Here is a 23,158-nt window from a genome sequence, read left to right as displayed (position 1 = left end):
CACGGTGCCCATTCTGTCACCGCACCGGCGATGTCATGCACGGGTCCTCCTGTAGAGAGCCGCCATCCCACGCCACCAACATGCGCCAACCCCTCTTGCTTGATTCTAATGTCCCGCAGTAGAACTAACAATCCCCCGGCAAAGCCGGGGGGGTTCGATGTGTGAGAACCACCTTCGGTCCGTCAGCCGGTCGTACGCGGATCGCTGCAAAGGACGCGGAAAGAGGGCCTTTCGTACCGTCACGCCAATTCACTTCCTCGAAGCCGTCGCCTTGCACGAGCATAGCTAGGAGAGTCGTGCGCGGGTCGGCTCCAGGGATGCCCCAAAGGGCGGCCACGGGGTCCGAAGTGGCACCAAGGCGCGCCAACAGGGCCAAGCCGTCGTCAGCGGAACCGGGATCTAGCGGGTTGCGACGAGTCAGAGCCCCCGGAATCCGTGGCGGAGGCGGACGACGTGGAGGCGCAAGGCGGTGGCGGTGCGCTCCGGGCCAAACCCCCCCGGGCGGTCGCTCCCGGGGGGGTTGCGGCTTCTATTTCGTGCCGGTTTGCGGGGGTTGGTTGGCGAGGAGCTTCCCCACCGCTTCGTGCATGGTTCGTGCGGCGGCCGTCCTCTCGTCATGCTTGGGGATGGTAGCCAGGAGCCGCTCGGCCGCCTCATGCGCGATGGTGGCGGCGAGAACGTCGCCGGAGGAGGCGGCAGCCACCTCCCCTTGAACGAGGACCGCGAGAAGGCCCGCGCGTGAGTCTGCCCCTGAGCCCCAAAGGGCGGCAACGTCCGAAGTGGCACCACCACGCGCCAGCCGGGTGGCCGAAACGGCAGCCTCGGGATCCGAACTGGCACCACCATGCGTCAACGGGGGTGATCCGTCGTCAGCCGGACGCGGATCGAGCGGGTTACGCCGGGTCAGTGGGGATGGAACCGTTCTCGGAGGTCGGTTCCGAGCTCGGCGCGGAGCTCGAAGGTAACCTCGGAGGTCGGTTCCGAGCTCGGCGCGGAGCTCGAAGGCGACCCGGGAGGAGCGAGTGGATCACCGCCGCGCGGGCGCGTTGACCGGCCGTCCGGGGGATGCGGGGCGTCTCACCGAAATCACGGCCGCAGGCGTGTCCTGGAACACCCCCTTCCACAGATCGAGGCGAGCCCTCAGCGGATCCGGCCCGAAGACGACGCCGTCGTTCGTGAAATTCAGCACATCGCGTCGTCGGGGGTCGTACGTTTGCCACACGAGGCGACCCGCGCTGTTCGGATTGCCGGTCTTCGCGAAAGCGACCCAGTAGCTGCTCAGCGTCTGCGCCATCGCCCAATCCGCGTATGTCGTCTGGTCCCCTGCGATTCTCGACGGGAGATGGAACGTGAACGCGAGGTCGGTGGCATGGGGGGCGCCCGGGACCTGAGTGCGGCGCGATTCCGCGACGTAGGAGAAACGGTAGAAATAGGCGGGTTGTCCAGCCCGGGTCATTGCTTCCGCCAGGTGACGCGAAGGCTCGACCATCACCCGGTCGGCATGGACGTCCTGGACGAGCGCGGAGAGCTCAGCATTGCCGTCTGGATCGTACAGCTTCCGCGCCCGTGTGGAGAGCGGGCCGAAGAAGCTCCACAGCTCCTCCTTGGTTCGTGCATTTCCCGTGGCGAGGTCGTGATCGGTGGCGCCCGAAAGGACCGGGATCTTCGCTTGCCGGCCGGCGCGCATTGCCGCCTCGGGGGATTCGACGACGAGGCGACCGTCGCGCATTGCGCCCGCGACGCCGGGCACCTCGGGACCACCCGACAATTCCCAGAGGACCGCGTTGCTATCGCTGCCCGCGACGAGCTTCTCGGCAGGGACCGAGCGAAGCGCCGCGAGCGCCGCCGCGTCCGCACCGCCGATGCCCAGAGCCGATGCGTAATCGACGGCGATCTTTTCGGCCGCCGAGAGCTCCCGGAGAGGCATCGCCGCGGCGCGCGCGGTCGGAAGGCCGGCGGATTGCACGATGGCCTGGTGGAACAGGCCACGCGACATCGGCGAGGTCATCTGGACGAGGACGGAGCCGCCGCCGGCGGATTCGCCGAAAATCGTCACCTTGTTCGGATCTCCGCCGAAGGCGGCGATGTTCCGTCGCACCCATCGGAGCGCCGCGATCTGATCCAGGAAGCCGTAATTGCCGCGCGGCTCGTTCGGCGCCTCGCGCGCGAGCGCCGGGTGCGCGAAGAACCCGAGCCGGCCGAGGCGATAGTTGAAGGTCACGACCAAGACGCCCTGCCGCGCGAGCCCCTCGCCCGGATAAAGCGAAGCGCCGCCCCGGACGAGGGCGCCGCCGTACACCCAGACCATGACGGGCAAGGGTTTTTCCGTGCGCGCGGCCGGACGGAAGACATTGAGATAGAGGCAATCCTCCGAGATGTTCGCCACGTCTTCGGTTTGCATGCAATCGGGCCGGAAGGCCGATGTTTCGAGGACGTTTTTCCAGGGTTTTACCGATTGTGGCGCCCGCCAGCGGAGCGCGCCGACCGGCGGCGCGGCGAAAGGAATGCCTTTCCAGGCCTGGACCTCGCCTTCCGTCTTGCCGTGGATCGTTCCGCCCTCGATCCGGACCACCATCGGGTCGGCCGCCGCCGAGACGTGGGCGCCGCAAACAACGGCCATCGCCGCGATGATGGAAGAAAACCGCCGCATACCAGAGCCCCCCGCGAAAGGCCGCCGATGACGTGTCGCCAAGCGGATTCATGTTTCCGCGGTCGGGCCCCCGCAAGCCCTCGTCCCACGGCCGGCCTTCGCCCGTGGGGTCAGCGTGCTGCGTGATGAAACACGCCGCTCGGCGTCGCGAGGTTCGTCGCGGCGACCCACGCTTCGGGGCCCGCCTCCTTCTTCGCGAAATCGACCACCAGGGATTGCACCTCGAGCCCTTCGAGCTCGAGATCCTGGAAGGTTCGCCCTGCGTCCTCGGAGCGCCAGATCCCTTCGCCCCAGGTCCCGACCCATACACGCCGGCCGTTGTGCGGATCCACCGCGAGGACACGAATGTCGCGCACCGGCGCCTTTCGTTCTTCGAGGCGCCCGCCCGCCTCGCTCACGAAGAGCCGCGAGGACATGATCCCGCCTTGCACGAGGTAATAGGAATCTCCGCCCGCGTACACCGAGGGAGCCTGGAGCCCGGTCGCCCCGCGATTGTCGAAATGCCGTCCGCCGTCCTCGCTGACGAAGACGTGAGAGCCCACCGCGATGACGCGTGATCCATCGGTGGCGACGCCCGTGATCGATGCGCCGTCGAGCACGTTGCTATGATGGCCGTCACGCTCCACGCGCACGAGCCCGCGGGAGTGAACGACGAAAAACGCGTCGTCGAGCGCGGCGCCCTCGGGCATCCGCGTGGAGGCGCCCCACCCGAGCGGGACCTTTTCGAGGGACGCACCGTCGTAGCCCCACGCGAACTTGCCCTCGACGTCGACGAACCACGCGCGATGCGCCCCCGCGCCGACCACGTACACAGGGCCCGCGATGTCGGACACCGGGACGAACCTGCCCTCTTTGCCGAGCGAAAAGACGTCTCCGCGGCCCCCCACGGCGAGCAGCGGCCCGTGCTCGGGACGTACCAGCGCGGGATTGTTCCATTCGTCGGTCCCTGCGATGCGTTGCCACGCGCCGTAACGCGGAGACACGAGGCGGACGACGGACAGGACGAGGAGCGAAATGTGCAGGAGCGCCAGGGTCGCGACGACGCCGCGGCGCACCTTCGGCTGTGTCGATGGGGGCAGGAGCTCTCCGAGCGCCGTCACGTCGAGGAGGAGGCCCAGCACCGCGAGGAGGACGGTCGCCGCGTACATCCCGTTCGCAAAGGCGATGGGCGGGAAGACGAGGAGGAACACCGCCCACGCGGCGATTTTCACCAGACGAACGAAATTCACGACCGAGAGCACGAGGGACTTCTAGCAGTTCACGGGCGCGCAGCGGACGAGAAAGGATGTCTTTTTACGGGCCCTCGGCCGGCGCGGGCGTGGGCGCCTCTTTGCGGCGGTCCACGAGGAGCGGATAGACGATTTTCGAGGTCTGCTCGCCGCGCGCGGGGCAATTCGCCAGGCGCGGAGGGCGGAAGAACGGGGGGCCTTTGCTGGGCGGCGGCGGAGGCTCTTCGGGGCAGACGACGTCGCTGCCGACCTCGAACGGCTCGAAGGTCGTCGCCCCGAGCACGGCGGCGAAGCAGGCGTCGATGCTCGGATCGGCGTGTGTCGGGAGGTCTTCGCGATCGCCCGTCACGGCCTCGATCGTCCCGCGCTCGGGGACGATGCGGGCGACGATGTACACGGCTTCCCCGGGGCGCACGCAGGCGCAAGCCGCGTCGTAGAGCGGATTCATGAATCGACCGCCGTATTCGGCCGGCAACCGGAGCACGCTCGCGCCGATCTCGTGAGGCGTCCAGTGGAAGGGGCAATCGGCGGTCGAGACAGGCGCGCGGGGCGTCACGGGCGGAGGCGGATCTTCGGTCGGGGCGGGCGCCGAGGCGGCGGGGGGCGGCGGCTCGACGGGTGGGCGCGTCGAGCTGCAGGCGAGCCCGAGCGCCGGAAGCATCATCGAAACGGCGCAGGCGAGAACACGAACCATGGGAGAGGGAGTCCACGGGGCGCGCGGAGTTCCCGATTCGCGAAGGTGTGATAGAGCTCGGCCGTGAGCTCGTTCGTCCTGCGGCCGGCGCGCGTCGAAGACATCCCCGTGCTCGGAAGCATCGAGCGCGCGGCGGACGAGCGTTTTCGCGCGACGGGGCATACGTCGTTCCTCGACGGGGAGACCATCCCGCTCGACGTGGCCCAGCGAGCCGTGGAGGCAGGGCGAATCACCGTGGCCGAGGTGGACGGCGAGGTCGTCGGCTGGCTCCTCGTCACGCGGCTCGGCGCGGAGCTCTGCCTCGGGCAGGTGAGCGTCTTGCCCTCGCACGGGCGTCTCGGCATCGGGACGGCGCTCTTGCGAGATTCGATCACGCGGGCCCGCGCGGCGGGCGAGCGGACCCTCGTGCTGAACACGCAATCGGATGTCGCCTGGAACATGCCCTGGTACGCACGTCACGGGTTCGTCGTGGTCCCGCCGGAAGAATGGTCCCCGGAGATGCGCGCGGTGACCGAAGCGCAACGTGAACATGGTATCGACTGGAATTTGCGCATTCACATGCGTCTCACGCTCGCTTGAGGCGCGAAATGGCTGCTCATCCAGGCCACGCCGAAGCGCACGAGGTCCGCGGCTTCGAGGAGCTCGCTCCGCGCCCGGCCCACGGTCCCGACGCGCGCGCGGCCCGTCTCCAGATACGCTCGCAAGATGAGGGCGAAATAATCCTCGCCGGGCCATTCGACGATCCCGTCGCTGTCGTCGAGGCAATCGACATGGCGGATCTCGGGCGCCGGGCTCCCGGCGACGCGACGGTGTCGACGTACCCGGCGTTTGTCCGGCAGCTCCACGAGATACTCGGCCCAGTGCAGCACGGTGGTCGTATTGAAGTCGGCGCCGAGGCGGAGCACGCGTCCGCCGAGCTCACATAACCTTTCGAGCGGCGAGCCGGGACCGAAGTAATCGTGCCAAGGCGGATCACGGAGGAGCTCGGCGGCCCGCGCGCCGCGAGCGCCGAATCGCCCCTCGGGATGATCCGACACCTGCGTGCCGGGGCGCTGGCGGAGCGCTTCGGCGAGGTAACCGACGTCCGGATCCGCGGGCGTGTGCAGGCTGTCGAAGGGCTCGGCGTTCTCCAGATGCGCGGCGCGCTCGTGCTCGGGGAGCTCGTTCACCCAGGCCCAGTCGTCACGCGCGCCGAGGACCATCATCAACGTTCCGGTCGCGCCGACGGCCTCGTCGAGGGCGTCGAGGACGCCGCGCGCGCCGCCTTCGACAGCCCCGATGGCGCGAAGCGAGGCGTGGATCATCAATGTGTCGCCCGCGCGAATCCCGAGCTGTTTCAGGTCTCGCACGAGGTCGGTGGGGCTCTGCAGCGGCGTCGTCGGGTACATGGGCAGCGTCGTGGTGGACGAGGCACATCATACACTGTAAAAAACGTGCTGACATGTGGAACGTGGAGATGACGGAGGAGGAATGGTGCGGCGGCATCGAGCCGAGCCGGATGTTGCGGTTCCTCCTCGGGACGAATTTCCCACGGATTCAAGCCCTGGAGGCCTTCCCGGACTGCAAGGTCAGCGATCGCAAATTGCGGCTGTTCGCTTGCGCTTGTTATCATCGCATCCGCCATCTCTTGCCGGATCCGCTTGCTCGCGCGGCCGTGGAGGTCGCCGAGCGGTTCGCCGACGGGGAGGCGACGAGCGAGGAGCGGGAGCGGGCCGCCGCGCAGGTTCGCGCGCGTCTCGACGCCATGGAGGGTCGATGGAGAGCGTCTCGGGGCGCCGAACACGAAGCCCTCCTTCCGACCCATGAAGCGCTTGCTCTGGGCGGGATGGCCCTCTGGGCGGAGGCCCCGAAGGCCGCGTATTATGCCGCCTCGAATGCACATCTGGCATGGGCGGCCCTCATGAACCCCGGGGAGGGGCCATCGGGCAGCGGGTTTTTCACGAGTCGGCTCGCCGAGGAGCGCGCCCAGGCCGACCTCCTGCGATGCATCTTCGGAAACCCTTTTCGTCCGATCGTGGCCGAGCCCGCGTGGCGCACCCCGGAGGTGGTGGCCTTGGCTCGCGCAATCCATGACGACAAAGCATTCGATCGGCTCGTCGTGCTCGCCGATGCCCTCGCGGACGCTGGATGTAACGAGAAATCGATTCTCGTCCACGGCCGGAGCAAAGCGGGGCATGCGCGCGGTTGCTGGGTCGTGGACCTCGTGCTGGGGAGGACGTAGGCGGTTCGGGAGCGAAAGCAGAGGGCGGGCCTACGTAACCCGAAGCACGTTCTTGGCGCTTGCAGGAAACCGAGGAAACCGATATAGTTTCCTGAGTTCCCACGGAGGTTTCGATGCACACCTTGCCTGCCGGTCCTCGTTTCCCCGCGCTCCAGGCGTTCAAGCTCGCCCGCAATACGAAGGAATTTTTCCTCGACAGCGTCGGCCGTTACGGCGACCCGTTCACGCTCCGGTTGCCCATGGGGAACGTCGTCGTCACGGGGGAGCCCGAGGGGATCCGCGAGATCTTCACCGCGGATCCGTCCCTCTTCACCCCGTTCGCGAATCTCCCGCTCGAACCCGTGGTCGGTCGGCATTCGATGCTCCTGCTCGACGGCGCGCGCCATCGCCGCGAGCGCAAGCTGCTCACCCCGCCATTCCACGGCGATCGCATGCGCGCGTACGGCGACCTCATGGCGGACATCACGCTGCGCAAGGCGTCCGAGCTCTCCGCGGGCGCGAGGTTCAAGGCGCAGGATCTCACCCAGGAGATCTCGCTCGAGGTCATCATCGAGGCCGTCTTCGGGGTGCGGGATCCGGCGCGCGTGGCGCTCTTCCGCGAGGCGATCGTCGGCTACATCGAGGCGTACACGCCGCCGCTCATGATGATCGAGCCATTGCGCCGCTCCTTCGGCGGCCTCGGCCCCTGGGCGCGTTTCCAGCAGTACACCGCGCGTTTCCACGCCCTCATCGCCGAGGAGATGGCGGCCCGGCGCAAGAGCGGCGAGGTCCGCGACGACATCCTGAGCCTCCTGCTCTCGGTGCGCGACGAGGAGGGCCGGCCGATGTCCGACGAGGAAATCGACGACGAGCTGCGCACCATGCTCATCGCCGGCCACGAGACGACGGCCATTGGCATGGCTTGGGCGCTCGACGGCATTCATCGAAACTCGCGCATTCGAGACCGGCTCCTCGCCGAGATCCGCGAGCTCGGCCCGTCCCCGGCGCCCGAGGCGCTCGTCAAATTGCCTTATCTCTCGGCCGTCTGCGACGAGGCCTTGCGGCTGCATCCGGTCGTCGCGATGGTCTCGCGCAAGCTGCTCGCGCCGTTCACCTTCCGCGGTCGGGAGCTCCCGCCCGGGGTCGCCGTGATGGCGGCGATCGTGCTCGTGCACAATCACCCGGCGCTGTACCCCGACGCCGAGGTGTTCCGGCCCGAGCGATTCCTGGAGCGCAAATTCACGCCGTTCGAGTATCTGCCGTTCGGGGGCGGCGCGCGGCGTTGCCTCGGGGCGGCGTTCGCGCTCTACGAGATGAAGATCGTGCTCGGCACGCTCCTCTCGGCGCACCGCTTCCAGGTGCTCTCGGCCGAGCCGCCGCACGTCGTGCGCCGCAACGTGACCCTGGGTCCGTCCGAGGGCGCGCCGCTCCGGTACCTCGGGCCCGTGCAGCGGGCCGTCGCGTGACGGCCGAGGTGGAGGCGCGCGGCCGCATCCTCGCCGTCGCGCGCCGTCTCTTTTTCGCGCACGGGTTCGGCCGCGTCACCATGGACGAGATCGCGAGCGAGCTCGCCATGAGCAAAAAGACGCTCTACCGCCATTTCGCGAGCAAGGAGGAGCTCTGCGAGGCGGTCATCGACGCCGTGTTCATTGCGATCGACGCCGCGCTCGCGGCCGTGCTCGACGACGCGAGCTTGGGCTTCGAGGACAAACTCGAGCGGTTCATGCGCATCGTCGCCGGCGGCTACGAAGAGGCGCGTGGTCCGCTGCTCACCGATCTGCAGCGCGACGCGCCTTCGCTCTGGGCGCGCGTCGATCAATGGCGGAGCAAGGTCGTCCACACGCGCTCGCGCGCGCTCTTTTCCGCGGGCAAACGCGCGGGCGTCTTCCGGCCCGACGTGCCCGAGGACTTCATCGTCCGCATCGCCATCAACAACGTGCAGAACATCCTTCGCCCGGACGTCCTCGCCGCGCTCGGGATGAGTTTTCCCGAGGGATTCGCCCATTGCAAGGCGCTCTTGCTGGACGGGATCCGCGCGAGACCTCATCCCTCCCGCAGCTTGTAACGCTGGATCTTCCCCGTCGCCGTCTTCGGCAGCTCGCGCACGAACTCGATCCAGCGCGGGTATTTGTAGGGCGCGAGCCGCCCCTTCACGAAATCCTTCAGCGCATCCGCGAGCGCCGGCGACGCTTCGTCCGGCCGCTTCAGCACCACGAAGGCCTTCGGCTTGACGAGCTTCGCCTCGTCGGCGTGGCCCACGACTGCGGCCTCGAGCACGGCCTCGTGGGCGGTGAGGGCGCTCTCGACCTCGAACGGCGAGACCCAGATCCCCGACACCTTGAGCATGTCGTCGCTTCGCCCTGCATACGTGAAATAACCCTCGGCGTCGCGCACGTACCGGTCGCCCGTGCGGGTCCAGGCGCCGTGGAACGTGTCGAGGCTCTTTTGCCGCTGGTTCCAGTAGGCCACGCAGCTCGACGGCCCGCGCACCCAGAGCGAGCCGTCCTCGCCGTCGGGCACGGGCTCGCCCGCATCGTCGACGAGCTTCACGTCGTAGCCGGGGACGGGGCGGCCCGAGGTCCCGTAGCGCACGTCGTGAAGCCGATTGCTCATGAAGATGTGCAGCATTTCGGTGGAGCCGATCCCATCGAGGATGTGCGCCCCGAAGCGCAGAAGCCATTTTTCGCCGATCTCCTTGGGCAAGGCCTCGCCCGCGGAGACGCAGACGCGGAGGCGATCGGAGCCGGTCTCGCGGTTGTTTCTGGGATCGGCGAGGATCGAGGCGTAGAGCGTGGGAACGCCATAGAAAATGGTGGGGCGTTTTTCGCGGAGCACGCGCATCACGGTGTCGGGCGTCGCGCGGTCGGGCTGGTAGACGGCCGTCGCGCCGGCATGGAACGGGAAGGTGATCCCATTGCCGAGGCCGTACGCGAAGAACGATTTCGCCGCCGAGAAGACCACGTCGTCGGGGGTGATCCCGAGCACACGCTCGCCATAAAGCACGGCGGTCTGCTGGAGGTGGGAATGCAGGTGCACCGCGCCTTTCGGCCGGCCGGTCGAGCCGGACGAATAGAGCCAGAAGGCCACGTCGTCCGGCGTCGTCGGCGCGGCCGCGAGCGTGGGTTCGGCGGCGCGGAGGAGCGGGCCGAGGTGCGCGTGTTTTCCGGAGGCCTCGTCGTCCGCGTCCACGAGCACGACGTGCTGGAGGAAACGCGCCTTCTCGAGGAGCGGCTCGAATTTCGGATAGAGCGAGGACGAGAGGACGAGCACGCGGGCGCGGCTGTCGTCGAGCAGGTACGCGTAATCGTCGGGCTGGAGCAACGTGTTCACGGGCACCGGCACGGCGCCGATCTTCATCGCTCCGAAAAAGACGGCGGGGAAATCGCGGCCGTCGAGCAGGCACAAGAGCACCCGCTCCTCCATCCGGACGCCGAGCCCGCGGAGCGCGTTGCCCGCGCGGTTCACGCGTTCGGCGAGCTCCGCGTAGGTGACAGCGCCTCGATGGTCGATGACCGCGGTCTTGTCGCCGCGCCCCTCGGCGAGGTGCCGATCGATGAAATGCTCGGCTGCGTTGTACACGCGTGGGAACGTGAGGGCAGGGGAGGGCGCGGACATCGTGACGGGAGCGTATCACGGATCGCGCCCCGCTTGCTCGGCGATTCATGCGCTGCGTCAGAGCCGGCACGGCACGTCCCTCGTCTGCACGAATCGCGCGACGTCGACGGCCCGTTTGCGCGATTTGCGCAAGCCGGTTGCTCGACATGTGCACGGGGATCGGAGGCTCCCGCGGGCATGGCGTTGCTGCAAGGCGTGGTGCCCGGCACGGCGATTGCCAATATGAAAGCATGGACATGTGGCAAAATCGTAGCTTTCCCGTGATATCGACCCTCCTCGCTTTCGGCGTCGCCGCGTGCGGCACCGGAGAGGGCCTTTCGCCGGACGAATCCGTCGCCGCTGCGCAGGCGGCCGTGACGGACGAGGTCCTCGCCGAGCTCGCATCGATCCCCGGGCTCACGGTGGTCAGCGAGAATCCTTCGACCATCCCGGGCACGCGCTTCTTCGTGCTCAAGTTCGAGCAGCCCGTGGACCACCATGACCCGGACGGCCCGCGCTTCACCCAGAAAATCGCCCTCCTGCACCGCTCCTTCGACGCGCCCACGTCGTTCCTCCCCAGCGGGTATGCGGTGAACACGCGGAGAGTGATCCAGGGCGAGGTCACGGAGATGCTCCAGGCCAATCAGCTCTACGCCGAGCACCGCTACTACGGCGAATCCGTGCCCCCGGGCCCGACGTACGAGCACCTCGATATCGAGCAGGCCGCTGGTGATCACCACCGGATCGTGCAGGCGTTCAGGCCCGTCTATTCAGGCCGCTGGATCTCCGGCGCCAGCAGCAAGGGCGGCATGACCTCGATCTATCATCGCTACTACTACCCGGACGACGTGGACGGCACGGTCGCGTTCGTGTCGCCGTCCACCTATTCGCCGAGCGATCCGCGGTACGTCACCTTCATCCGTCAGGTGGGGGACCCGGCGATGCGGGCGAGGTTGATCGCATACCAGCGCGCCCTTCTGGCCCGGCGTGAGCAGATCGTGCCGATGATGGTGGCGGAGATGGCCGAGTGGGGCCTCACGTACGATATCGTGGGGGCCGACCGGGCCTTCGAGTTCGGCGTCGTCGAGGCCTCGTTCTTCTACTGGCAGTTCTGCCCCGTGGATTTCTGCGAACCTCATCTCCCAGCGCCGGACGCGAGCGACGAGGAGCTGCTTCACTTCTACGTCGACTACCTCGGCGCCCCGTTCAACTACGACGACGAGACCATCAACGTGCACTACGGGCCCTATTTCTACCAGTCGGCCACCCAGCTCGGCCATCCGCGTTTCGACGAGGCCCCCTTGAAGGATCTGCTGCGGTATCCGGGGCAGGACCAAGCGAAAAACCTGACGCCCGTGCCGGTGACGATCCCGTTCGACTACGGCCTCATGGCGCGAATCGAAGCGCGGACGTGGGCGCGCGGCGAGCGGATGCTCTTCATCTATGGTGAAAACGATCCTTGGAGCACCAACCCGTTCGAGGCCCGGGCGAAGAACGACTCCTTCCGGTACTTCGTGCCCGACGGGCATCACGGCGTGGGGATCGAAGAGCTGCCCGAGAACGAGCGATTGCACGCAATGAGCCGCATCTTCGATTGGGCCGACGTGCCCTTCAACCCAGCGCTTGGCCGGACCGCCGCGCCGCTCGCGCCGGAGGTCGAGGAAGACGAGGGCCCGGGGGCGCGCTTCCGCTTGCAGCTGCGCTGAGGACGATTGTCGAGCCATCACGGCCGCGCGTACGCTTGACCGGGTCTTGCGTCCGCGGCCGCGCGGGGCGATCCTCGGCCATGGCCTCGCAAAGCGCCCCCGATCCCGTCGACGCGTGGCTGCCCTTGCCGCGCCTCCTCGCGTATGGCCTCCAGCACGTGCTCGCCATGTACGCCGGCGCCGTCGCGGTGCCGCTCATCGTCGCCGGCGCCCTCGGCCTCTCGCGGGAAGAGCTCGTCTATCTGATCGGCGCCGACCTCTTCACCTGCGGCCTCGCGACGCTCGTGCAGACCGTGGGCTTTCCGGGCTTCGGCGTGCGATTGCCGGTCATCCAGGGGTGCACGTTCGCCGCCGTCGGTCCGATGATCCTCATTGGCAAGACGGGCGGCCTCCCTTCCGTGTACGGCGCCGTCATCGCGGCCGGCGCGCTGACCTTGCTCGTCGCGCCGTTTTTCGCGCGATTGCTCCGGTTTTTCCCGCCGGTCGTGACGGGCAGCATCATCACGCTCATCGGCATTTCCTTGCTCCCCGTCGCCGTGCGCTGGGCGGGCGGCGGGGATCCGTCGTCCCCCAATTTCGGCGCGCCGGCGGCGCTCGCGCTCGCGTTCACCACGTTCGCGCTGGTTCTTCTTTACAAACGCGTGCTCAGGGGATTCTGGCAAGGCGTGGCCGTGCTGCTCGGGCTCGTGTCGGGCACGCTCATCGCGGCGGCGCTCGGCAAGTTCGATCTCGCGGGCGTGCGCGAGGCGCAATGGATCGCCGTGACCACGCCGTTCGCCTTCGGGCTCCCGCATTTCGATCCGGGGGCGGTGGCCTCGATGGCCCTCGTCATGCTGGTCGTCATGGTGGAATCGACGGGGGATTTCGTGGCGCTCGGCGAGCTCACGGGAAGGCCCTTGACGCCCGAAGCGCTCGCGCGGGGCCTGCGCGCCGATGGTTTGTCCACGATGCTCGGCGGCGTGCTCAATGCATTTCCGTACACGGCGTATGCGCAGAACGTGGGCCTCGTGGCGCTCTCGCGCGTGCGGAGCCGCTGGGTCGTCGCGGCGGCGGGCCTGATCCTCGTCGTGCTCGGCCTCTTGCCGAAGCTCTCGGCACTCGTCGCGGCGATTCCGGCGCCCGTGCTCGGCGGGGCGGGGCTGCTCATGTTCGGGCAGGTGGCCGCGAGCGGGCTGCGCACGCTGTCGCGGGTCGATTTCGACAGCGAGCAAGGGCGCATGAATGGATTGATCGTCGCGGCGACGCTCGCCGTGGGCCTCATCCCGCTCGGCGCTCCGAATTTCTGGCGAAGTTTGCCCCCGTGGCTCCAGGTAATCCTGCAAAGCGGCATCACGGCCGGCAGCGTGACCGGCATCCTGCTCCACGCGGTGTTCGCCCGCGGGGGCGAATCCTCAAAAGACGCCGCTCACGCCGATTCCCGGGGCCCGTGAAACGCCGTCGCCGACCATCGGCGCGCGCCTCCGTCGCGGCGGCGAGCGTGAGCGCGGCGGCGGGCAGGGCGGCAAGGGCGCGGGGGAACGAACGGCAACGGGAATGCATGTTCTACAGGCCCAGTTTTCCGAGAAATGGCTCCAGCAGATCGAGCATCGCCTTGATGCGCGGGATCTCGGAGAGCACGGCCGGCACGACCACGCGGAATCCGATCTCCCGGCCCACGACGTCGGGCAGAACCGGGACGATCGTGCCCGCGGGGACTCCGTCATCAGGGATTCCGGGGTCGGGGGCGAGCGCGATTCCGCGCCCGGCGACTGCGAGCAGCCGGATCACGTGAATGTCTTGCGCCGTGACGATCGGCGCGACCGGGAACGTGCCGCCGCGGAGCAGCGGCCACGATCGCCCATCCTCGCCCGGAGCCTCCCAGGCGAGCAAATCGTGATTCGCTAGCTCCTCGATGGATCGCGGCGTCCCGCGCCGTGCCAGGTATTCACGCGACGCGACCAGCCATATGCGGACGCGCATGAGCTCGCGTGAGACCCACGGCCCCGAGGGGCTCGTGTCGCCGAAATGGAGGGCGAGGTCCACGTTTTCCATGAGACCCCCGACGGGATTATCACTGAAATGCAGCCGGAAGGCGAGGCGCGGGTACTTGCGCGCGATGCCGTGCACGTGGAGGAGGACCTGCGGGGGCAAACCCACGGGCAAGAGGATACGAAGCACGCCGGCCGGCTCGGATCCAGCCTCGCGGACCGATTGCAGGAGCGCGTTCGACTCCTGCACCATCAGCCGCCCGCGCGCCGCCAGGAGTTTTCCCGCCTCGGTGAGGGAGACGCCGTCCCTCGTCCGATCGACGAGGGGCACGCCGGCGCGCGCTTCGAGCTGATCGATCCTCCGGCGCAAGGTCGCGCGCGGCATGTGGAGGGACGTCGCCGCGGCCAGGAACGAGCCGGCCTCGGCCACCGCGAGGAAGGCTCGGAGCTCTTCGAGGTCCATGGGATGTTCGTTTCCGGAGCACCGGGTGGCCGAGATTGGCCATGCCATGCCCCCATCGCTCGATCGAGCTTACCATCGAACGACGCGGCTCGGCCATCCCCATTTCGAGGGTGTCCACACGTGGACATGTCGTGGCGAACCCTGGCCATTGTGGGGTTTTTGCAGCGAGCTACCTTCGACTCCGTGAGGCGGAGGCGCCGCCTCGTCGACATTCGGAGGCACCGTGAACCACTGCCACGACCACTTCAGGACCTTCCTCTTGCGATGCATCGCATTTGCGCTCGCGTTCGTCGGGAACGCGGCGATCGCCCGCGCCACCGTCGTCACGCCGACCGACGACACCCACGTGGACCTCGAGAGCGCGGGCCCTTACGGCGGCTCGACCGAGCTCGTCGTCAAGATGAAGCGCAACACCAGCACGGACCAATCGTACAACGCGGTGTCGGCCGTCATGCGGTTCCAGATCAACCCGACCGACAAGGCCACGGATGCGGCGCTTTACCTCGACCTCTCCAGGTTCGACGAGGCGCTCTCCTGCGACTTCCGGATCTGGGGCCTCGCCGAGGCTTCGGGATCCATGGAAGACGTCGAGGAGGAGTCGGCCAAGTGGTCGAATTTCTTCGGCGTCATCACCAATACCGCCGTGGGCGTGAACACGTCCGCGGCCGGCGTCTTCGACGGTAACCCCGCCACGACCGCGAAAGACCCGCTCGGGACGATCACGCTCACGCAGGCCGACCTCAACAAGACCGTGCGGTTCTCGAGCGCGGCCCTGGTCGACTTCATCAACGCCGATAACGACGGCGTGATCACGCTCATCATCACGCGTGTCCTCCGGAGCAACAGCTTCGACACGGCGTTCGCCTCGAAGGAGCACACGACCCTGAGCGGGCCGCGCCTTTTCATTCAGGCCGAGGAGACGCTCGGCGCCGCCGCGGACACCTATGCTCGGTACGGGGATGCGACGGTCCACGGGGCCGAGAGCAACATCCTCGTGAAGAACAACGGCGGCACGCACGCCAATACACGCAAGGGCGTGGTTCGTTTCGAGATGACGCCCGGGACCAAGGTCGAAAAGGCCACGATGAGCCTCGACGTCGCGAATTACTTCCAGGACGTCGGCACGATCCCGGAGAGCTTGAACTTCGCCGTCTTCGGGATCCGTGACGGCGCGGCGTCCGAGAGCTTCGACGAGGCGACGGCGAACGACGCGACGTTCTCGAACGAAATCGACAGCTCGTCCGACGGCGTCCGGAACTCGGAGGTCGATTCGCTCGGGCAATTCACGGTGAAGCGCACCGACGTGGGCAAGACCGTCTCGTTCACCAGCGACGCGCTCGTCGATTTCATCAACGCGGACACGAACGGCAAGGTCACGCTCGTCCTCATCCGCGCCAAGTACACGCCGTACCTCAACTTCGCGTTCGCCGCGAAGGAGAACACGACCCTCGAAGGCCCGCGCCTCGCCCTCACGCACGCCCTCGACGACGTCCCGGCGCCGACCATGAAGTTCGTGTATCAGGACGTCGACGCCGACGGCGCCCCGGATCTCCTGCTCGTCGTCGAGCTGCCGGGCGGCAATGGGTTCGTCGTGGCCGACCCCTTCGTGATCGCCGAGGCGCTGCGCACGGCCGGATACAATTTCGGCGTCGGCACGGACTTCTGGGAGACGCTCAGCGTCACGCAGCAGGCGGGCTTGCTCGCGACGGTCTCCGATCTCGTGTCGAACGTGGGCGCGACGGTCGAGGCGGCCGAGCTCGACGCTGCTCGTCAAGGCCTCCCCGAGGGGCGCACGTATTCGGTGGGCACGTTCTCGGGTGATTTCGAGTCGTCACGCTATGGCATGACCTACTCGGGCTCGCTCCTCTCGAGCTCCTCGCAGAACGCGCTCGGGTATAGCTCCGTGGAGATCGGCTCCGGCCAGGCCGGCGCGATGTTCACGGACGACGGCGTCGCGATGGGCTTCGAATCGAACCTCGTCGTCCTCACGACGGGCGTGGGTGATCCCTCCGGCACGACCGCGTCGCTCAACCTGTCGGCGGGCGTGGGCCTGTACGGCGAGCTCAAGTATGGCAAGGACGGGCAATATGGTTTCAGCGTCCCGCTCGTGGTCGTCCCGGTCGGCGTCTCCGTCTACGTGAAGGGCACCGATGTCGTCGCCCCGTTCAATTCCCTGAAGGGCTGGGTCGTCGGCTGGAACCAGTCGCTCCTGACCATGGCTTACAACCTCCACGCGTGGCAAATCGACTGGACCAAGGACGTCCGCGTCGGCCTCGTCGACGCGGTGAACGACGGCCGTATCGTGATCAGCCATCACGCGGGCGTCGCGGTGGTGTGGACGCGGGAGGCCGCGCGGGAGTCGACGGTTTGGCTGCATGGAACCACCACGGAGATCGGCTCGAAGCTCGGGGGGGTCGCCGGGACGGCCAGCACCGCGCTCATATCCACGGCCGAGAATGCTGCCGCCGAGGTCACGAACTGGACCGCGACGGCCGGGTCGATCGTGAATTCGACGCTCGATTCGACCCTGGGCTGGTTCGAGGGCGGCGTGTCGGACCTCGAGGACCTGGCAAACGACGTGGGCAGCGACGTGACCGACGTCGTGGACGACGTGGGCGAGGTCCTCTGCAAGGTGTTCTGCTTCTGATGCTCAGCCCGGCGGGGCGGCCTTCCCGGCCGCCCACGCGATCGCCGACAAGGCGACGAGGAGCCCGGCGAACGTGCGAAACGCACGCGAATCTCCCGCCGCCGGCAAATCTCGTTTGATCCGCAAGCTTCCCGCCGCGCACACGATCCAGCCCATCACGTTGTCCGAGAGCAGCGCAGTGACCGCGGCGATGGTCAACACGATCCCGCGCTGCCGCGTATCGAGCGCCCGGAAGCCGCGCGCGCCGTCGAGCTGCCAGACCGGGACCAGGTTGAAGACGTTGATCGTCGCGCCGACGCTCGCCACCGCGAGCATCGTGGGCTCCTTCAGGACGAGCCCCGCCGCGAGCGCGACCGCCGCCGCCGCGCATCCCCACACGGGCCCCGCGAGCCCGACCCGCGCGTCCTCGCGGGCGTCGATCGGATACTGCCGCATTCGCACGAGGGCGCCGAGGCCCGGTACGAACATCGGCGCGGTCGCCTGGATTCCATAGAGTCGAAGCGCCGCGACGTGCCCCATCTCGTGCACGTAGATCGAGGCCACGAGCCCGAGCGCGAACGAGAGCCCGCGGGATCGATCGAGCGCGAGCCACGCGAACATCGAGAGCAGCGTCGGAAGCGACGCGAGCCCCGAGACGAGCAGCTTCGCCTTTCCGAGAAGCGAGAGCAGGAAGTATTTGAGGTTCCACGCGACGAGCGCGAGCGCGCCGAGGCCCGCCACCGCGGTCGCGCGGCCGCCCTGCGGCTTCGGCGTGTTGCCAGCCTTTTCGAGGGCCAGGCTGATGCGGCGGATCGTCTCGCCGACCACGCGGTGCTGCGTGCTGCCCGGGGGCAAGAGGCCGAGCGCCTCGCGCCAGTGCGTGAGGGCGTCGGTGAAGCGGCCTTCGCGCTCGGCGGCCTCGCCATCCGTGGCCAGCGCCGCGAGGCGCGCGCTGTGCACGAGCTTGTGGCAGGCGGGGCAAGCGAGCATGCCCGGGGCGAGCTCGACTCCGCAGGCTGCGCAGCGCGAGACGGCGTGGTTCACGGGCTCGGGCTCGCGTTGACCTGATACGGGCCGCTGATGGCGACGGGGCCGCCGACGCCTCGCGACGCCTGCCACGCGGTGCGCAGACCGAAGAAGATGATGAGCGCGCCGAGCACGCCGCTGATGCCGTTCGCGATGTCGAGGATCGGCACGGCCAGGGTCAGGAGCGAGATGACCACGAAGCGGATGACGAAGACCAGGGCCCCCGCGGCCGATTCACCGTCGCCCGAGTTCAGCTCAGCGAGGATCACGGGGAGGTACCCCATCGCGGACCCGAGGTACGTGAGCACCACCGCGAGCACCTGATGCCTCGTGCTCCCGAACCCGCGCGTGACGCGCTGCACGGTGCGCCCGACGAGCAAGCCGATGCCGATCGTCACGAGCGCGAGCTGGATGTGGGTGAAGTGGACGAAGAGCGCGTACACGAGGCCCAGGCCGAAGGCGACGGCGCCGGCCTGGAGGAAGGCCTTTCCGAAGGCCGCGCCGCTCCGGGCATCCTCGACGGAGCGCTGCACGCCGTCGCGACACGAGCTGCACAGGACCTTGTCGAGGAGCTGATAGTACGCGGTCGTGATGGCCGACGCGCAGATGCCGCACTGCACGTGCGTGGCCGCGGGTTCGCCGAACTCGGCGCGCTCGAAATCGAGCTTGGCGGGCGCTTCGGGCGCGGCCGGCGCTTCGGGTTCCGCAGGCTTCGTGTCGAGTGTGGCTTCGGTCATCCCCCGATCTCCATCGGCAGAGTTGAGCGTTACACGCGAGCGAAGTCAATCGAGCGTGCGCCAGCGATGGATCGTGCGCGGGAAAACGTGTAGATCCGTGAGCCATGGCCCTCGATGTCCGCGGGAAAACCGTCGTCCTCACCGGTACCTTTTCGAAGCTGAAGCGCGCCGAGGCGGAGAAGCAACTCGCCGCGCTCGGGGCCAAGATCGGCAGCAGCGTCGGCAAGTCGACGCACGTCCTGTTCGCGGGCGAGAAAGCCGGCAGCAAGATCGACGCGGCGGGGCGCCTCGGGATCACGGTGCACGGCGAGGACGAACTGATGGCCTTGCTCGCCGGTCCGAAGAAGAAGACGAAGGCGTCTTCGAGCCGCGCGTCGTCGTCGTTCGCGGCGCTCGATCCGAAGACGCCCGGGCCGGCGCTCGCGGCCGCGATCGAGGCGCTGCCGTGGGACGATTTCGAGGCCGACCGCGATTTTTCGGCCCTGCGCGAGGTGCTCTACGCCCACGAAGCGGCGCACGGGATCACGGCGGCCCACCGCGCCGCGACGGAGCGGCTGCGACCCCGCGCGACGCTGCAGCACGCGCACGGGCACGACGTCGAGATCGCCTGGAGCGAGCTCTCGCCCGACGGGCGTTTCCTCGCCACCGGATCGTGGACCGGCGACGACTACGACCTCGGCGGCGTGCTGCAAATCTGGGACGTGCGGGCCGGGCGCTGCGTGAACATGCTGCGCGTGCGCGGCGGGGTGGGCTGGCCCGATCATGCCGGCTGCATTCAATGGCGACCCGACGGAAAGCGCGTCGGCCTCGCGTTCGACACCAACGGGGTCGGCAGCTTCGACCCGTTCGGCAAGTCCGGCGAGCCCGACTCGTGCGCCTATGTGACCGACGGGTGGAACCGGCCGCCGGCGTGGGCGTGGTCCGCGAACAACCGAGACGTCTACATCGCCTGCTGGGGCCCGAACCTCGCGCTCGGGGCGATCGTACCGCTCGTCGGTCGGCGGCCTGCGCCGCGCTGGTGTCAATCGAGCGACCGTTCGAACCCAAACGATCCGCACTCCGAGCCGCGCCTGCACCCGTTGGATGGCATCGATTGGTCGCACCCCGATCGCATCGTCGGCTGCAGCGGTTTGTCGAAGGTCTTCGCGCTCGACGCGAAGACCGGAAAGATCTTGTGGGAGCAAGAGGCGCACCCGCCGGTCTCGTTCTCCCCCGACGGAACCGAATTCGCGATGCACCCGGCCGGCATCGTCCATTACGACGCGAGCACCGGTCTGCCCAATGGGAAGCTGCCCATGCACGTCGGCGCCGAGTCGCTGCTCTATTCGCGGGACGGCTCGCGGCTCGCGGCGATCGTGCAACCCGAGAACGAGTGGAGCGCGGAGCCGGGGATCTTCATTTACGATCGCGGCACGTACCGCTACAGCCCCGACGTGCCAGTGCCGCGGACCGATGAGACGAACGAGACGTACCACTTCTCGTGGCGCCCCGACGGTCGCGCGGCGGCGATCTCGGTGGGTGAGCGGCTGCAAGTCTGGGAGTTCGGCGATGCGCCGGTGAAACGGCTCGACATCGCCGCGCCGAGCGGCGGCGTGGCGTATGGCGACGGCGTGCTCGTCAGCAGCACGGCGAAGGGGCTTTGGTTTTTCCTGGAACACGACGGGTCAGAGCTAGGTCGGTTCCGCCCGGCCGTCGAGGCGAGCGGGGAGAGCCCCCTCGCGCAGGACGGCGACGATTTCGGATCGACCTGGGACTGGAACCCGGCGTTCCCGCTCGACGGCGAGCGTGTGGCCGCGGCATTGCCCGAGGGTGTGGTGATCGGGCCGCCCGACGCGAGCGCCAGCGTGGCCGAGATCGACGCCAAGATCGCGTGGGTCATCGATCGCAAATGGGCGTGGCCGTGGCGCTGGGGCGAGGCGAAGGTGTGGCCGGACGCGGCGGCGGCAGCGGCCGATCCCGCGGCGCCGGCGTCGTTCAAGCGCAAGTTCGGCAAGAAGGGCAAGCCGCCGGCGCGGCCGCAAAAAGTGAAATGGCCGCCGCCGGGAGGCTCGGTCGAGGACATCGCGGCGCTGGTCGGGGAGAGCATCAAGGCGATCAGCAACGGTTATATCCGCGACGATTATGAACGGAACTTTGCCGAGCGGGTGATGGTGCTCGGCTTCTTCGATCGCGCTGTGGCTGTGCTCGACAGCACGGACGGCTGGCCGCGGTGGCACAATCCGTGGTATTCGGCTCGAGCACGCGCCGAGACGGTCGTGGCCGCGCTCGCGTGGCGCAAGAGCGAGGCGCCGCTGACGGGCGCGCAGACGAAGATCTTGCGCCGCTGGCTCGAGGAGGCCGAGAAGCTCCTCACGAAGAAAGAGGCGAAGGAGCGCAGCGCGTCGCGGCCGCAGGCGATGATCGGCGCGGGCTGGGTGCTGCTCGGCGAAAAGGTCCGCGGCGACAAACTGCTTTCGTCGGCGATTGCCACGGTCGATCCCGAGACCAATGTGAGCGAGAACCGCCGCGTGGTCGCCGAGGCCCTGGCCGCGGTCGGACGGGTCCGCGAGGCGATCGACGTGATGGCCAGCGGAGAACAACAACCGTCGTGGACCGAGACGCCGGCCGCGTTCTCGGCGATCTGCCCGCGCGCGTCGGCGGCGGAGCTGAAATATCTCGTTTCACGGATGAAGGAGCGCGACGCGCACAACGAATTCGTGCTGCTCCGCCGCGGGCTCTCCAGGCTCATCGCGCTGAAAGAATGGGACGCGGCCGTTTCGTGGCTCTCCGAGTTCGATCGGCTTTCGACCACCGCGGAGCATCTCCGGCTGGCGGCTGCGATGGCGGCCGCCGGCGAGCCGGCCCGCGCCGAGGCGGCCCTCGCCGGGGAGCTCGTGCCGAAGTACACGAGCTCGGCAGAGTATTTGTTGGGCTTCGCGCGTGTGGCCCCGGAGCGAGCCGGCAAGCACCTCGAGACGATCCTCAAGGCGGCGCCGAAGCTACGCAAGCAGAGCCTCGACTTCCCGCGCCACCTCGCCGGCGCAGCGGCGGCGCTCGGGCGGCTCGATATCGCGGCGAAGCTCGAAAAGGGCGCGCCGAACAAGCTGGACGTGTTCGAGGTGCGCGTCGGCGTGCTCGGCTCGCTGGATCCTTCGCATCCGGAATGGATGGCGTGGTTCACGCGCGCCCGCGAGCAAATGGAGCAGCAGCGCAAGCCGCTCCAGCGCATGGCGGCGCTCGCCTCCCGCGGCGGGCTCGCGGACGAATGCACCGCGCTGCTGGATCAAGCGATCGAGATGGCCCGAGGCGAGGGGTATCCGGACATCGTACTCGAAGAGGTCTCGGCGGTGATGGCCGCGGCCGGCGACCTCGCCGGGGCGCACCGGGCGTTCATGGCGATCAGCAAGGGGATGCGCTCGTATCGCAACGGGCCCTTGCTGTCTGCCACGACGGAGCGCGGCCTATGGGCGGCGACGGTCGATATCCTGCGACAAATGCCGCAGGATATCAATGGCGCGCCGCATCGCGGGCTCGAAATCTTGCAGAAGGCGACCGATCGCGACGGGTTCTGAGCCCGCGGCGTGGGCGCGACGGCGTCAAGGCTTTTGGGGTTGCCAGACCGGGCGCCCCGACGGGCGCCCCGCGGCTTCCCACGCGGGATCGGGCACGCTCGGCTCCATGAGCGCCGCGGGCGGGGGCGGTCGCAAGAGCGGCGGATGGTTCGGATTGGGCGTCACCCAGTCGAGCGGATCGATGGCGCAGTGCATGTCGCGGCGCGGGTTGAAGGCGACCACCGCGGTGGCGAAGTCGCGCGCGAGGAGGCGCTGCTCGAGCTCGCGCATCAGGGCGATGTCTGCCCGCGCGAACTCGGGGATCTCCCGATCGGTGGCGTATTGCCGCTCGAAGTAGGGCGTGCCCAGCCAGTAGAGCATCAGCGCGGTGCCATAGTCGCAGTGGGGATTCTTGAGCAGCGCCCGCACGCCCCGCGAGCCATTTCGCCAGTTGCGGAGGTACGCGACCGCGTCGAAGGCGAGCGCCGCCTGCTCGGGGGTCGGGGGAGCTTTCTGCGCGGCGGGCGCGCGCTTCGGCTTCGATTTCGCGGATGCCGTGCGCTCGGCGCTCTTCTTCTTCGTCGCGGCGGGTGTACGCTTGGAAGTTTTCTTCGCTGGAGCTGTGCGGGTGGCCATGGGGCGGGCACCATGGATCGAGCGAGCGGTCGACGCGAGCGGAATTCTTGGAGGAGTGGGGACACGCCCGGACGAGCCATACCGAGCGCAAGGGAGCAGC

Annotated in this window: 18 protein-coding genes; 9 read left to right on the top strand and 9 right to left on the bottom strand. The window is 68.3% G+C overall.

Going from position 1 to position 23,158, the window contains the following annotated elements; genetic code table 11:
• Positions 1 to 616 precede the first annotated feature (616 nt).
• Positions 617 to 742 (top strand): hypothetical protein, encoded by a 126-nt coding sequence (locus QHF83_RS43075; RefSeq protein WP_282423921.1) that lies wholly within the window; start codon positions 617 to 619, stop codon positions 740 to 742.
• 285 nt (positions 743 to 1,027) lie between these two features.
• Here the strand turns inward: QHF83_RS43075 and QHF83_RS43070 are convergent, their stop codons facing one another.
• From QHF83_RS43070 to QHF83_RS43060, 3 genes are all read right to left on the bottom strand, one after another.
• Positions 1,028 to 2,620, bottom strand: coding sequence for a carboxylesterase family protein (locus QHF83_RS43070; protein ID WP_282423920.1), 1,593 nt, complete (start codon positions 2,618 to 2,620; stop codon positions 1,028 to 1,030).
• 140 nt (positions 2,621 to 2,760) lie between these two features.
• Positions 2,761 to 3,891: a hypothetical protein gene (locus QHF83_RS43065; RefSeq protein ID WP_282423919.1), complete on the bottom strand. Its 1,131-nt coding sequence runs from the start codon at positions 3,889 to 3,891 to the stop codon at positions 2,761 to 2,763.
• Positions 3,892 to 3,943: 52 nt separating this feature from the next.
• Positions 3,944 to 4,573 (bottom strand): hypothetical protein, encoded by a 630-nt coding sequence (locus QHF83_RS43060; protein WP_282423918.1) that lies wholly within the window; start codon positions 4,571 to 4,573, stop codon positions 3,944 to 3,946.
• Between the two features lie 63 nt (positions 4,574 to 4,636).
• On the opposite strand from QHF83_RS43060, the gene QHF83_RS43055 reads away from it, so the two are divergent.
• On the top strand, positions 4,637 to 5,152 hold the full coding sequence (locus QHF83_RS43055; RefSeq protein ID WP_282423917.1) for a GNAT family N-acetyltransferase: 516 nt from the start codon (positions 4,637 to 4,639) through the stop codon (positions 5,150 to 5,152).
• Here QHF83_RS43055 and QHF83_RS43050 read toward each other — a convergent pair.
• A complete protein-coding gene (locus tag QHF83_RS43050; RefSeq protein WP_282423916.1) occupies positions 5,128 to 5,961 on the bottom strand; it encodes an AAC(3) family N-acetyltransferase in 834 nt (277 codons plus the stop codon). The two genes, QHF83_RS43055 and QHF83_RS43050, sit on opposite strands and share 25 nt — an antisense overlap.
• Positions 5,962 to 6,014: 53 nt before the next feature.
• Here QHF83_RS43050 and QHF83_RS43045 point away from each other — a divergent pair, with 53 nt between their 5' ends.
• The 3 genes from QHF83_RS43045 to QHF83_RS43035 all read left to right on the top strand — a co-directional run bounded on the left by QHF83_RS43045 (position 6,015) and on the right by QHF83_RS43035 (position 8,838).
• On the top strand, positions 6,015 to 6,794 hold the full coding sequence (locus QHF83_RS43045; RefSeq protein ID WP_282423915.1) for a hypothetical protein: 780 nt from the start codon (positions 6,015 to 6,017) through the stop codon (positions 6,792 to 6,794).
• A 113-nt stretch (positions 6,795 to 6,907) separates the two neighbouring features.
• Positions 6,908 to 8,239, top strand: a complete 1,332-nt coding sequence (locus tag QHF83_RS43040) for a cytochrome P450 (RefSeq protein WP_282423914.1) — start codon at positions 6,908 to 6,910, stop codon at positions 8,237 to 8,239.
• The gene (locus QHF83_RS43035) at positions 8,236 to 8,838 is read left to right on the top strand and encodes a TetR/AcrR family transcriptional regulator (protein WP_282423913.1); all 603 of its coding nucleotides are present in this window, start codon (positions 8,236 to 8,238) and stop codon (positions 8,836 to 8,838) included. The genes QHF83_RS43040 and QHF83_RS43035 overlap by 4 nt, the downstream gene beginning before the upstream one ends.
• On the opposite strand, the gene QHF83_RS43030 is transcribed toward QHF83_RS43035, so the two are convergent.
• On the bottom strand, positions 8,817 to 10,388 hold the full coding sequence (locus tag QHF83_RS43030) for a benzoate-CoA ligase family protein (protein WP_282423912.1): 1,572 nt from the start codon (positions 10,386 to 10,388) through the stop codon (positions 8,817 to 8,819). The genes QHF83_RS43035 and QHF83_RS43030 overlap by 22 nt on opposite strands.
• 260 nt (positions 10,389 to 10,648) lie before the next feature.
• Between QHF83_RS43030 and QHF83_RS43025 the strand changes: the two genes are divergently transcribed.
• Together QHF83_RS43025 and QHF83_RS43020 are read left to right on the top strand one after the other, a co-directional pair.
• The gene (locus tag QHF83_RS43025; RefSeq protein WP_282423911.1) at positions 10,649 to 12,073 is read left to right on the top strand and encodes a S28 family serine protease; all 1,425 of its coding nucleotides are present in this window, start codon (positions 10,649 to 10,651) and stop codon (positions 12,071 to 12,073) included.
• An 80-nt stretch (positions 12,074 to 12,153) separates the two neighbouring features.
• Positions 12,154 to 13,503, top strand: a complete 1,350-nt coding sequence (locus QHF83_RS43020) for a nucleobase:cation symporter-2 family protein (RefSeq protein WP_282423910.1) — start codon at positions 12,154 to 12,156, stop codon at positions 13,501 to 13,503.
• A 112-nt stretch (positions 13,504 to 13,615) separates the two neighbouring features.
• On the opposite strand, the gene QHF83_RS43015 is transcribed toward QHF83_RS43020, so the two are convergent.
• The gene (locus QHF83_RS43015; protein ID WP_282423909.1) at positions 13,616 to 14,503 is read right to left on the bottom strand and encodes a LysR family transcriptional regulator; all 888 of its coding nucleotides are present in this window, start codon (positions 14,501 to 14,503) and stop codon (positions 13,616 to 13,618) included.
• A gap of 223 nt (positions 14,504 to 14,726) precedes the next feature.
• On the opposite strand from QHF83_RS43015, the gene QHF83_RS43010 reads away from it, so the two are divergent.
• Positions 14,727 to 17,150 carry a hypothetical protein gene (locus QHF83_RS43010; protein WP_282423908.1) on the top strand — a complete coding sequence of 808 codons (2,424 nt, stop codon included), beginning with the start codon at positions 14,727 to 14,729 and terminating at the stop codon, positions 17,148 to 17,150.
• Between the two features lie 3 nt (positions 17,151 to 17,153).
• Here QHF83_RS43010 and QHF83_RS43005 read toward each other — a convergent pair whose 3' ends face one another.
• Positions 17,154 to 18,173 carry a site-2 protease family protein gene (locus QHF83_RS43005; protein ID WP_282423907.1) on the bottom strand — a complete coding sequence of 340 codons (1,020 nt, stop codon included), beginning with the start codon at positions 18,171 to 18,173 and terminating at the stop codon, positions 17,154 to 17,156.
• Positions 18,170 to 18,892, bottom strand: a complete 723-nt coding sequence (locus tag QHF83_RS43000) for a hypothetical protein (protein WP_282423906.1) — start codon at positions 18,890 to 18,892, stop codon at positions 18,170 to 18,172. Before QHF83_RS43000 ends, QHF83_RS43005 begins: the two co-directional genes overlap by 4 nt.
• Before the next feature lie 104 nt (positions 18,893 to 18,996).
• Between QHF83_RS43000 and QHF83_RS42995 the strand changes: the two genes are divergently transcribed.
• Positions 18,997 to 22,443, top strand: coding sequence for a BRCT domain-containing protein (locus QHF83_RS42995; RefSeq protein WP_282423905.1), 3,447 nt, complete (start codon positions 18,997 to 18,999; stop codon positions 22,441 to 22,443).
• A gap of 24 nt (positions 22,444 to 22,467) precedes the next feature.
• Here QHF83_RS42995 and QHF83_RS42990 read toward each other — a convergent pair whose 3' ends face one another.
• The gene (locus tag QHF83_RS42990) at positions 22,468 to 23,058 is read right to left on the bottom strand and encodes a DUF4274 domain-containing protein (protein ID WP_282423904.1); all 591 of its coding nucleotides are present in this window, start codon (positions 23,056 to 23,058) and stop codon (positions 22,468 to 22,470) included.
• Positions 23,059 to 23,158 lie beyond the last annotated feature (100 nt).

The organism is Polyangium sp. 15x6 (assembly GCF_029960785.1).
Classification (GTDB): Bacteria; Myxococcota_A; Polyangia; order Polyangiales; family Polyangiaceae; genus Polyangium.
This window is presented reverse-complemented; position numbering and strand designations above follow the sequence as displayed.

Excerpts from the sequence above, each read along its gene's own strand:
- QHF83_RS42990 (WP_282423904.1), bottom strand. The coding sequence starts at position 23,058 with ATGGCCACCCGCACAGCTCCAGCGAAGAAAACTTCCAAGCGTACACCC.
- QHF83_RS43050 (WP_282423916.1), bottom strand. The coding sequence starts at position 5,961 with ATGTACCCGACGACGCCGCTGCAGAGCCCCACCGACCTCGTGCGAGAC.
- QHF83_RS43070 (WP_282423920.1), bottom strand. The coding sequence starts at position 2,620 with ATGGCCGTTGTTTGCGGCGCCCACGTCTCGGCGGCGGCCGACCCGATG.
- QHF83_RS43000 (WP_282423906.1), bottom strand. The coding sequence starts at position 18,892 with ATGACCGAAGCCACACTCGACACGAAGCCTGCGGAACCCGAAGCGCCG.
- QHF83_RS43030 (WP_282423912.1), bottom strand. The coding sequence starts at position 10,388 with ATGTCCGCGCCCTCCCCTGCCCTCACGTTCCCACGCGTGTACAACGCA.
- QHF83_RS42995 (WP_282423905.1), top strand. The coding sequence starts at position 18,997 with ATGGCCCTCGATGTCCGCGGGAAAACCGTCGTCCTCACCGGTACCTTT.
- QHF83_RS43040 (WP_282423914.1), top strand. The coding sequence starts at position 6,908 with ATGCACACCTTGCCTGCCGGTCCTCGTTTCCCCGCGCTCCAGGCGTTC.
- QHF83_RS43060 (WP_282423918.1), bottom strand. The coding sequence starts at position 4,573 with ATGGTTCGTGTTCTCGCCTGCGCCGTTTCGATGATGCTTCCGGCGCTC.
- QHF83_RS43045 (WP_282423915.1), top strand. The coding sequence starts at position 6,015 with ATGTGGAACGTGGAGATGACGGAGGAGGAATGGTGCGGCGGCATCGAG.
- QHF83_RS43075 (WP_282423921.1), top strand. The coding sequence starts at position 617 with ATGCTTGGGGATGGTAGCCAGGAGCCGCTCGGCCGCCTCATGCGCGAT.
- QHF83_RS43015 (WP_282423909.1), bottom strand. The coding sequence starts at position 14,503 with ATGGACCTCGAAGAGCTCCGAGCCTTCCTCGCGGTGGCCGAGGCCGGC.
- QHF83_RS43020 (WP_282423910.1), top strand. The coding sequence starts at position 12,154 with ATGGCCTCGCAAAGCGCCCCCGATCCCGTCGACGCGTGGCTGCCCTTG.